We start from the raw sequence: 10,766 nt of genomic DNA on the forward strand, positions 1-10,766 counted from the left end.
TAGTTGAGCGGTTCGCGGCGTCATGCCCTGACCTGCGCGCGCCCAGGGCAGCCCTAGTCGCCGAGCTTGCGATAGAACGAGCCGACGATCGGTGCGGTGAACTTCCGGGGGGTGTAGCCACCGGCAACCGACATCGCCTTGGAGAGCGCCCCGGGGACCACACGCATCTTGTTTCGCTCCAGGGCGTCGAGGCTGAGTTTTGCCACTGACTCGCTCGAGTTCCACATGAAGTCGGGGACCACACGATCGACGATGCTTGCCTCTTCGGGCGTCGGAGTGTGGGTACGCACTGGTCCCGGCGCCAGCAGAGTCACGTGCACGCCCTTGCCGGCCACCTCACCCCGGACCGATTCGGAAAGGGTGTTCACAAACGCCTTGGTCGCCGCATATGTGGCGTTGTTCGGGATCGGCATGTTGCCCGCCGCCGAACCGACCATGAGGATCCCGCCGGCTTCGCGTTGAACCATCTGCGGCAGAACCGCGAGTGTGAGGTCGTGCACCGCAACAGTATTGAGCCTCACCTGTGCTCGCTCGTATTCTGGGTCCAGCTCGGACAACGGTCCGAAGGTGGCGATGCCCGCGTTGTTGCACAAGATGGAGATCTCACGGTCGCGGAGCTCGTTGCAGAGGGTGTCGGTCGCGGTCGGATCAGAGAGGTCGGTGGCACGCACCTCCGCTTCGACACCGAATGTCGCGCTCAACTCGGTCGCGGTCGCGGTCAGGATTTCCTCGCGGCGGGCAACCAAGATCAGGGAGTGCCCGCGTCGGGCGAGCTCGGTCGAGAGTGCCGCGCCGATACCCGACGATGCGCCGGTGACGACTGCCCTGGCTGACGGTGTCGGATGGGGGATAGGCATGGCGCCGATCGTATCGGGAGGATGCCTTCAGGTGGCCGACAGCCGGAACATACGGATGTCTCGCGAGGTTTTGCTGCGATAGATCGCGTAATTGCGCGCCACTTTTTCGAACTCGCGATAGAGGCGTTCCTTTTCGCTGCCCTCGACAAGGGTGGCGGTCGCCGCGATCCCGGTTCCGTCGATATTCACCCATGCCGCGGGGTTCGCGAGCAGGTTCGCGGTCCAGGCGGGGTGGTGGGGCTGCCCGAAGTTGGAACCGACCACGTAGAGGTCGGGGTCCTCGCGCAAGTACAGCAGGGGCGATACCCGGTGTTGCCCGCTCTTTGCGCCGATCGTCGTCAGCAACATGGTGGGGGCTCCGACCGGACCGGCGATGGTGAACCGTCCCCTGCTACGGATCAGGAGTCGCCGGTCCAGCGGAATCATCTTGCGTGCCAACCACGTTCCGGGTGGGGTGGCGGCCACCGCGAACATGACCCGGTTGAGCGGCGAGCTACTCGAGCCCCAACGCCTGTCGGGAAATGGTGCGGTCACGGCTCCACCCTTCGTGGTCTCGGGTTCAGACGATACTTGCGGCGACCTCGGTGCCCTGGCGGATCGCCCGCTTCGCGTCGAGTTCAGCGGCCACATCGGCGCCGCCGATCACGTGGGTGCTCACACCCGCGACGGTCAGCGGGTCGACGAGCTCGCGCACCGACTCCTGACCAGCACACACCACCACGGTCTCGACGTCGAGCACCCGCGTGGTGCGCTCGCCGCCTTCCTCTTTCGGCGCGAAACTCAGGTGCAGGCCTGCATCGTCGATCTTGTCGTAACTGGCACCGGAGATCTGCTCGACGCCTTTCATCTTGACAGTCGCACGGTGCACCCAGCCGGACGTCTTGCCCAGCGACTTACCCTGCCGACCCGATTTGCGTTGGACCAGGTACACCGTGCGTGCAGCGGGGGTGGGACGCGGTTTACCGACAAACCCCGGCACGCCCAGGTCGTCGGTGATGCCCCACTCTTCTGCCCATTCCTTGACGTTCAGGGTGGGAGAATCGTCGACGGTGAGGAACTCGGTGAGGTCGAAGCCGATACCGCCGGCCCCGATGACAGCAACGGTCTTTCCGATTGCCTTGTGGCCGAGCACAGCCTCCGCGTACGACATCACCTTGGGGTGGTCGATACCGGGGATGTCGGGCATGCGCGGGGTGACGCCGGTCGCCACGACGACGTCGTCGAACTTCTCGTCGATCAGTTCTTCAGCGCTGACCCAGGTGTTCAGGTGGACGTGGACTCCGGTCGCCTCGAGCTGGGCTGTGAAGTACCGGATGGTCTCGGAGAACTCTTCTTTCCCGGGAATCCGCGCTGCGATCGAGAATTGACCGCCGATGTGTTCTCCGGCCTCGTACAGGTGCACCTCGTGCCCCCGCCGTGCGGCGGCGACCGCAGCCGACAGTCCGGCCGGCCCAGCACCCACCACGGCGACGCGCTTGGACTTACGGGTGGTGCCGAGCGTGAGCGTGGTCTCGCGTCCTGCGCGGGGATTGACCAGGCACGACACCTTTTTGCCGACGAAAGCATGGTCGAGGCACGCCTGGTTGCAGGCGATGCACGTGTTGATCTCGGCGGCCCGCCCGGCCTCCGCCTTGTTGGCGAACTCGGGGTCGGCCAGTAGAGGACGCGCCATCGAGATGGCGTCGACTCGTCCACCCTCGAGGATCTGCTCCCCGAGTTCGGGGGTGTTGATGCGGTTGGAAGCGATGAGCGGAATCGACACCTCTTCGCGCAGGCGCTCGGTGTAACTGACAAACGCCCCACGAGGAACGGACGTCACGATGGTGGGCACCTGCGCTTCGTGCCACCCGATGTCGGTGTTGATCGCGTCGACACCGTGCTCTTCGAGTTTGCGTGCCAACAGGGCGATCTCATCCCACGTCTGGCCGTCTTTGACGAGGTCGGCGATAGATTGACGCATGATCACCATGAAGTCGGGGCCGACTCGTTTGCGAATCTCTTTGACGATCTCGACAACGATGCGCTGGCGGTTCTCGGTGCTACCGCCCCATTTGTCGGTGCGGTCGTTGGTGCGCTTGCACAGGAAGGTGTTGAGGAGGTAGCCCTCGCCGCCCATGATCTCGATCCCGTCGTAACCCGCCTCGCGCGCGAGCTTCGCGCAGCGCCCATAGGACCAGATCGCATGCTTGATGAGGGCATCGTTCATCTTGATCGGCTGAAACGGGTGCACCGGTGATTTTTCCCAGCTGACACTGAACTTGAACGGTGTGTACCCGTACCGGCCGGCGTACAGCACCTGCATCGCGATTTTGCCGCCCTCTTTGTGCACCGCACTGGTGAGGCGTCGGTGGCGGATCACGTCGAGCTTGTTGGTGAGTTTGCCCGCGAACGGCGACAGCAGGCCCGCACGGGTCGGTGCGATTCCTCCGGTGATGATCAGTGCCGCACCGCCTTTGGCTCGTTCGGCGTAGTAGGCGGCGAGCTTGTCGACGTCCCAGAGGCGATCCTCCAGACCGGTGTGCATGGAGCCCATGATGACGCGGTTCTTGAGTTCGACCTTGTTGATGGTCAACGGCTCGAACAGTTTTGGGTACGGGTTGGTCATGGGTGGAACCTTTCTTGTCACGGGGGCTGGCCGCGACGCTTTCAGTTGCTGGGTGGTTCGTCGAGCTGAGCGCTCAACGCGCCGATCACTTCGTCACACCACTCGATGAACCCCATCTCGATACGCACTCCACCGCGCAAGACCAGGTATTGCTTGAGCTTGCGGAAGTTGAGGGCGTCGGGGTCGGGGTAGTCGTTCTTCTCGAATTCCTGGTAGAGCCTCAGTCGGCCTTCGTGCAGGTCGCGATGCCGCTTCAGTTCTGCGATGAGTCCGGGTAGGTTGCCGAACTCGGCGGCCCTGATCTTGACGCCCAGTTCGTCGCGTAGCTGCTGAGGTTCGGTGGGGGAGCTGACCCATTCCCTCAGCGCCACACGCCCTTTGGCTGACAGCGTGTAGACCTTTTTGTCCGGTCGGCCGTCTTGCGCAACGGATTCGAAGCTCACCAGACCGTCGGTGTGCAGCTTTTTGAGCGTCCGATAGATCTGCTGATGTGTGGCCGACCAGAAATGGCCGATGGACCGGGTGAACTGTTGCCCGATTTCGTAACCGGTGCCCGGACGCTCGGCGAGCGAGGTCATGATCGCGTGTTCGAGTGCCACGCCAGCACCATACCTGTGCAACTGCGCGCTATGCAACAGTGTTCATATGCCGGTTGCTACTAGCAGTGAACTGCGAAACGATCGATACTGCCGTTCAGTGGGCGGCGTGATGGTGTTCGATCACGCGGATTTCACCGGACCGCTCGCAGGTGGCGTACCCCTGCCGTTTTGCGAACAGCTCCCACGACGGCCCATCCGGGTCCGCCGGAACGTCGATGCTGCTGCCGTCGCCGAACTCCATGTGCAGGTCCCCGTCGTCAGTGCATTCGGCCACTGCGCATCTGCTGCCCAGCATGGTGAACAAGGGACGTTGCTCGGGGATCACGTTGGCCGGATCGATGTCGTCGTGGTCGATCCCGCGTCCTCCGATGGGTGGTGAGGTCAGTGAGAACGGCGACCACAGCACCAGCTCGCAGTGACCGTCGAAGAAGAACGTCAGGTTGTCGTCGAACGTGAGTCGTTCGACGTGATGGCCTTGTATCCACAGGTGCACGGCAACCTCCAAGTGGTGTACGTCACATTCGACTGTCGCGCACATACGCGAGTTAGGCAAGAAGAACGCCGGTCAGCAGCTGCTCGTGACAGTGTCGATTCGTGACTGAACTGGATGACAATCTGAAGGCACTGCAACGCGACATACGCAATGCGGTGCGTGAAGCACCCGGTGGGATCGAAGAACGACAACGGCGACGACTCGACGAGCTCGTCGCACACGTCCGGCAACATTCACCGTATTTCGGCCGGCTCTACCGGGATCTTCCCAGGTCCGGTGCGACGATCGCGGACTTGCCGATCACGTCGAAAACCGAGCTGATGGACTCCTTCGACGAATGGGTGACCGACCCGCGGGTGACTCTGGATGGCGTACAGAGGTTTGTCGACGACCAGGACTCGGCAGGTTCGGCGTTCCTCGGTGACTACCTTGTGACGACCACCTCGGGCACCACCGGGCATGTCGGCTATTTCGTCACCGAGGAGTTCGCATTCCGTGTCACGCGGGCCCTGGGCATGCGGGAACGCAGGATGTCGGTGGTCGAGACCGCGCAGTTCCTCCGACGTGGCCGTCGCACCGCCGTGATCGCGGCCACCAGCGGTCACCACATGGCACGGGCTCTGCTCGCCCGTCAGCAGGTCCAGACCGGACGAAGGCAGTTGGCGAGATTGCTTCCGGTGGACACACCCATCGGTGAGCTCGTCGACCAGCTCAACGCCTTCGATCCCGCTGTGCTGAGCGGTTATTCGAGCACGTTGTTGCTCCTCGCCGAAGAACAGGCTCGACGACGATTGCACATCAGCCCGGTCATCGTGCGCCCGATTGCCGAAGGGATGACCCCAGAGATGGCGACGCGACTTCGTGATGCCTGGCAGGCGCCGGTGATCAACAGTTACGGGGCCAACGAATGCATGTTCATCGCACGCGAATGCGCGCTGGGCTGGCAACACCTGAACGCCGACTGGGTTGTTCTCGAGCCGATCGACCGAGACGGGAGACCCACGGCCCCAGGCGTCGCATCACACTCGGTGTTGCTGACGACCCTGTTCCGGCGGGTGCAACCGATCATCCGGTATCAGCTGGGCGACAGCATCACCATGAAATCGGATGCCTGTGAGTGCGGCAACCGCCTTCCGGCGTTTCGGGTGTCCGGCCGCGTCGCCGAATTCCTCCATGTCGAATCGTCGGGCGGGGTGAGGGAGTTCGCTCCCTCAGAGATCGGCGCTGCGCTCGGTACCGTGACCCGTTGGGCCCAGTACCAATTCGTCCGGGGGTCTGCGACCAGGGTCGGAGTGCGTGTTCGCCCGGTCGCGGGAGATGACCGTGCGGCGATCGCTGCGGAGATGGTGGCCGGACTGACGACATTCTTCATCGAACGGGGCGTTCCCGGAGTGACGGTCTTCGACACCGGAGAATCGCCGCAGCAGAGCCCGGGGGCAAATATCTGCGAGTGGTGTCGCAGTGAACATGCGACGTCGGATCTCGGTGCCCCCGGCAGGACTCGAACCTGCGACCTAGAGATTAGAAGGCTCTTGCTCTATCCACCTGAGCTACGGAGGCGTGCCGACTTGTCGGCGCAGGCGAGTATATCGGCCGGTGCAATCGCGGGCGGACGCAGCTCACACCCGTGTGGTGCCTACCCTGGTGGGATGAGTACGACTACAGCCGATTCGATCGACATCCGCCGCAGCGGGGCGGCGAGCATCGGCTGGGTTCTGTCCTGGGTCGCGGCGGCTGTGGCCATCGCGGTCACGGCCATCTCGGCGAGCGTTGTGCTCGATCTGGCCGGCGTCGGTGATCCCGGTGCCCTGACCCGGTACGGGTTACCCACCGTCCAGACGATCGGGGAGGTCGGCGCCGTCGTGGCTGTGGGCGGCACGTTGTTCGCGGCGTTCTTCGTCCCCCCACAATCGGACGGGGTACTGGACGTCGGCGGCTACCGGGCCATCCGATTCGCCGCGGTCGGAGCCCTGGTGTGGGCGATCTCGGCGTTGCTGATGATCCCGCTCACCGTGTCGGACACCTCGGGTTTCCCGCTGTCGGAAACGATGTCCGTCGACCGTTTGATCACCGCCCTCGACCAGATCGCCGATGCCCGTTCCTGGCTGTGGACTGCTCTCTTCGCGTTGATCTGCGCCGTCGTATCCCGCATCGCCCTGCGGTGGACCTGGACGCTGATCGCATTGCCGCTGGCTCTGCTGACACTCATGCCCACTGCTCTTGCCGGGCACTCGTCAACCGGCGGCAGTCACGATTACGCCACCAACAGTCTCATCCTGCACATCGTGGGTGCCTGTCTGTGGATGGGTGGACTCTTCGCGGTCCTCGTCTATGCGCGCGGAGGCGGTCGCCACACGACCCTGGCAGTCCGGCGATACTCGCGCATCGCGTTCTGGTGTTTTGTTGTCGTCGGTGCCAGCGGAGTGATCAATGCGTTGATCCGAGTGCACCTCGATCAGTTGTTCACCGAGACATACGGCCAACTCGTTGTGGCGAAGACCGTCGCTCTGGTTGTACTCGGCGGCTTCGGGGCCTGGCACCGACGCCACACGATCTCGACTTTGTCGGCGACGGAGAACCGGACACCCTTGATCCGGTTCGCCCTGGCCGAGTTGTTCGTCTTTGCGGCGACCTTCGGCCTCGCGGTCGGACTGTCCCGCACGCCGCCACCGGCCAACGCCAACCCGGCCGATATGCCGGCCACCGAATTGATCCTGGGCTACCGATTGGATGAAGCCCCGACCATCGGGCGGATATTCGTCGACTGGCGCTTCGATCTGCTGTTCGGCACGCTCGCCATCGTCATGGCGGTTGTGTACCTGCGAGGGGTGTACCGGCTGCGCAAACGGGGCGACGCGTGGCCGATCGGTCGGACAATCGCCTGGATGCTGGGGTGCGCGGCATTCCTCTTCGCCACGTCGTCGGGCCTCGGAAAGTATGCGCCGGCGCTGTTCAGCGTCCACATGGTGGCGCACATGATGTTGTCGATGCTGGTGCCGGTGCTTTTGGTTCTCGGCGGCCCGGTGACACTGGCGTTGCGCGCCATACCGCCTGCGGGCAGGACTGCTCCTCCGGGGCCGCGCGAGTGGATTCTCGCCGTTCTGCACAGCCCGTACTCGCGCTTCCTCACCCACCCGCTGGTCGCGTCGGTGCTGTTCGTCGGCAGCTACTACGTGTTGTATCTCGGCGGCCTGTTCGAGATGCTGGCCGAATATCACGCGGCGCACGTGGCCATGAATTTGCACTTTCTGGTCAGTGGCTACCTCTTCTACTGGGTGGTCATCGGCATCGATCCGTCGCCGAGGACCCTGTCACCAGTGGCGAAACTCGCCATGGTCTTCGGGTCGCTCCCGTTCCACGCCTTCTTCGGTGTCGCTCTGATGAGCACCGACAACGTCATCGCGCGGTCGTACTACAACAGCCTTCTGCTGCCGTGGAATCCCGATCTGCTGAGTGACCAGCGGCTCGGTGGGGGCATCGCGTGGGCGGCAGGCGAGATACCGCTGGTGCTGGTGATGTTGGCGCTGCTGGTGCAGTGGAGCCGACAGGACCAACGTCAGGCGACTCGGTTCGACCGCCGGGAAGATCGCGACCACGATTCGGAGTTGGCGAGCTACAACGCTATGCTCGCCCAGCTGGCAGGTCGGCCCGGTGGGCCGGGGCAGGCCGGGGCCAAGGCGACAACCCCAGTAGGGGACGACCACGACATCGAAGCGGACGGCGACGAGGTTGTCGACGTGGACGCGAGCGAGACAGGTCCTGGCGCCCGTAAGTGACGGTTCTCGCGCCGGTTGTCCACAGCAACGAAATGGTCCACAGGTAGGTGCTCGAGACCTACTGACGTGTCCGCCCGATGGCACATGCTGAACCCACAGAGATCCGCGCCGTTCTTCGGCGCACATCATGAGGGGGAGAACATGTACGAGACCTACACCACCGTGATCGGGACCGCGATCACGAACCCACGTCGCCGACAGACCGCGGCCGGCGAAGATGTGTTGTCGTTCCGGATGGTGTGCAACCCCAGACGCGTTGACAAACGAACTGGCGAATGGGTGGACGGGCCCGCGTTGTATCTGACGGTCAGTTGCTGGCGCCGACTCATCGACGGGGTCGCGCCGGTGGTCGCCAAAGGCCGGCCGATCATCGCGCACGGTCAGCTCAAGACAAATGAATACGTGTCGGACAACGGCGAACGGCGGTCGGACCTGGAAATGACCGCAACGGCGGTCGGGCTCGATCTGACGCGCTGCCGGGTCGCGTACGAGGGATCGTCAAGGGTGACGAGATCCACCGATGCGCCCCAGACCGGGGTGACCGCGCCGACAACATGCGATTCGGGCGAGGCGGCTGCGGCTTGAGCTGCCTCGGTGCCGCGCAGCACGCCGAGAAGGGTCGCCGCGACCGACCGGAGATCACCGACCCACTACGCTGGTGATGTTGCGGACGGCCTTCTCGGCGGCCGACCGGCGAGAAACCCGCGGTGGACACCTGCGAGCACAGTGAGAGAGGCCAGAGCGTGCCAGAATTTATCTACACAATGAAGAAGGTGCGTAAAGCGCACGGCGACAAGGTGATTCTCGATGACGTCACCATGTCCTTCTACCCAGGCGCCAAGATCGGTGTGGTCGGGCCCAACGGCGCCGGCAAGTCGTCGATCCTGAAGATCATGGCGGGTATCGATCAACCGTCCAACGGCGAGGCGTTCCTCGATCCCAATGCGACCGTCGGCATCCTCATGCAGGAGCCCAAGCTGAACGAAGAGAAGACGGTTCGGCAGAACGTCGAAGAAGGCATGGGCCTGATCAAGGAGCAGCTCGACCGCTTCAACGAGATCGCCGAACTCATGGCCACCGACTACTCCGACGAGCTCATGGAAGAGATGGGCAAGCTGCAGGAGGCGCTCGACCACGGTGATGCGTGGGACCTCGACTCCCAGCTCGAGCAGGCGATGGACGCACTGCGGTGCCCGCCGGCCGACGAGCCGGTCACCCATCTGTCCGGTGGTGAGCGTCGCCGCGTCGCGCTGTGCAAGCTGCTGCTGCAAAAACCCGACCTGCTGCTCCTCGACGAGCCCACCAACCACCTCGACGCCGAGAGCGTGCTCTGGCTCGAGCAGTACCTGGCGGCGTACCACGGCGCCGTCTTGGCCGTCACCCACGACCGGTACTTCCTCGATCACGTCGCGCAGTGGATCTGCGAGGTCGACCGCGGCAAGCTCCACCCCTACGAGGGCAACTACTCCACCTACCTGGAGAAGAAGGCAGAGCGTCTCGAGGTCCAGGGCAAGAAGGACCAGAAGCTCCAACGCCGGCTCAAGGAAGAGCTCGCCTGGGTGCGGTCGGGCTCGAAGGCGCGCCAGACCAAGAACAAGGCCCGTCTCGGCCGTTATGAAGAGATGGCTGCCGAGGCCGACAAGATGCGCAAGCTCGACTTCGAAGAGATCCAGATCCCGACCCCGCCGCGCCTCGGCGACGTGGTGGTCGAGGTCAAGAACCTCGACAAGGGCTTCGACGGCCGCGTGCTGATCAAGGACCTGTCGTTCACGCTGCCGCGCAACGGAATCGTCGGCGTCATCGGCCCCAACGGTGTTGGTAAGACAACTCTGTTCAAGACGATCGTCGGACTCGAAGAACCGGATTCCGGCATCGTCAAGGTCGGCGAGACGGTCAAACTGAGCTACGTCGACCAGAACCGCTCGAACATCGACCCGAAGAAGAACGTGTGGGAGGTCGTGTCCGAAGGGCAGGATTTCATCACAGTCGGCCAGAACGAGATGCCCTCGCGCGCCTACGTCAGTGCATTCGGCTTCAAGGGGCCTGATCAGCAGAAGAAGGCAGAAGTGCTCTCCGGTGGTGAGCGCAACCGTCTGAACCTGGCCCTGACTCTCAAAGAGGGCGGCAACCTGATCCTGCTCGACGAGCCGACGAACGACCTCGACGTGGAGACGCTCGGTTCGCTGGAAAACGCACTCGAGCTGTTCCCGGGTTGCGCGGTGGTCATCTCCCACGACCGGTGGTTCCTCGACCGCACCTGTACCCACATCCTGGCGTGGGAGGGCAACGTCGAAGAAGGCAAGTGGTTCTGGTTTGAAGGCAACTTCGAGGCCTATGAGGCGAACAAAATCGAGCGTCTTGGCGCGGACGCAGCCCGACCGCATTCGGTCACCCACCGAAAGCTGACGCGCGACTAGAGTTGTTTCATCGCCCACC

Annotated in this window: 9 protein-coding genes and 1 tRNA gene; 3 read left to right on the forward strand and 7 right to left on the reverse strand. The window is 63.6% G+C overall.

Annotated elements, in window-relative coordinates; all coding sequences use genetic code 11:
* Window positions 1-53: 53 nt before the first annotated feature.
* The 7 genes from cmrA to MVA47_RS14650 form a co-directional block, all read right to left on the reverse strand.
* Window positions 54-857 carry a mycolate reductase gene (gene cmrA, locus MVA47_RS14620; RefSeq protein WP_247208458.1) on the reverse strand — a complete coding sequence of 268 codons (804 nt, stop codon included), beginning with the start codon at window positions 855-857 and terminating at the stop codon, window positions 54-56.
* A 27-nt stretch (window positions 858-884) separates the two neighbouring features.
* Window positions 885-1,391 (reverse strand): nitroreductase family deazaflavin-dependent oxidoreductase, encoded by a 507-nt coding sequence (locus tag MVA47_RS14625; RefSeq protein WP_247208459.1) that lies wholly within the window; start codon window positions 1,389-1,391, stop codon window positions 885-887.
* A 25-nt stretch (window positions 1,392-1,416) separates the two neighbouring features.
* Window positions 1,417-3,462: an NADPH-dependent 2,4-dienoyl-CoA reductase gene (locus MVA47_RS14630; protein WP_247208460.1), complete on the reverse strand. Its 2,046-nt coding sequence runs from the start codon at window positions 3,460-3,462 to the stop codon at window positions 1,417-1,419.
* Between the two features lie 41 nt (window positions 3,463-3,503).
* The gene (locus MVA47_RS14635; protein ID WP_247208461.1) at window positions 3,504-4,061 is read right to left on the reverse strand and encodes a PadR family transcriptional regulator; all 558 of its coding nucleotides are present in this window, start codon (window positions 4,059-4,061) and stop codon (window positions 3,504-3,506) included.
* 94 nt (window positions 4,062-4,155) lie between these two features.
* The gene (locus tag MVA47_RS14640; RefSeq protein WP_247208462.1) at window positions 4,156-4,554 is read right to left on the reverse strand and encodes a DUF6188 family protein; all 399 of its coding nucleotides are present in this window, start codon (window positions 4,552-4,554) and stop codon (window positions 4,156-4,158) included.
* A gap of 233 nt (window positions 4,555-4,787) precedes the next feature.
* Window positions 4,788-5,351, reverse strand: coding sequence for a hypothetical protein (locus MVA47_RS14645; protein ID WP_247208463.1), 564 nt, complete (start codon window positions 5,349-5,351; stop codon window positions 4,788-4,790).
* A 689-nt stretch (window positions 5,352-6,040) separates the two neighbouring features.
* Window positions 6,041-6,114 (reverse strand) — tRNA-Arg (locus tag MVA47_RS14650).
* Window positions 6,115-6,203: 89 nt separating this feature from the next.
* Between MVA47_RS14650 and MVA47_RS14655 the strand changes: the two genes are divergently transcribed.
* The 3 genes from MVA47_RS14655 (at window position 6,204) to ettA (ending at window position 10,747) form a co-directional block, all read left to right on the forward strand.
* Entirely contained in the window at window positions 6,204-8,330 is a 2,127-nt protein-coding gene (locus MVA47_RS14655) for a cytochrome c oxidase assembly protein (RefSeq protein ID WP_247208464.1), read from the forward strand.
* Between the two features lie 141 nt (window positions 8,331-8,471).
* Window positions 8,472-8,915 (forward strand): single-stranded DNA-binding protein, encoded by a 444-nt coding sequence (locus MVA47_RS14660; RefSeq protein WP_247208465.1) that lies wholly within the window; start codon window positions 8,472-8,474, stop codon window positions 8,913-8,915.
* 158 nt (window positions 8,916-9,073) lie between these two features.
* On the forward strand, window positions 9,074-10,747 hold the full coding sequence (gene ettA, locus MVA47_RS14665; RefSeq protein ID WP_030163760.1) for an energy-dependent translational throttle protein EttA: 1,674 nt from the start codon (window positions 9,074-9,076) through the stop codon (window positions 10,745-10,747).
* The last annotated feature ends 19 nt before the right edge of the window (window positions 10,748-10,766 follow it).

Source organism: Williamsia sp. DF01-3, from assembly GCF_023051145.1.
Classification (GTDB): Bacteria; Actinomycetota; Actinomycetes; order Mycobacteriales; family Mycobacteriaceae; genus Williamsia.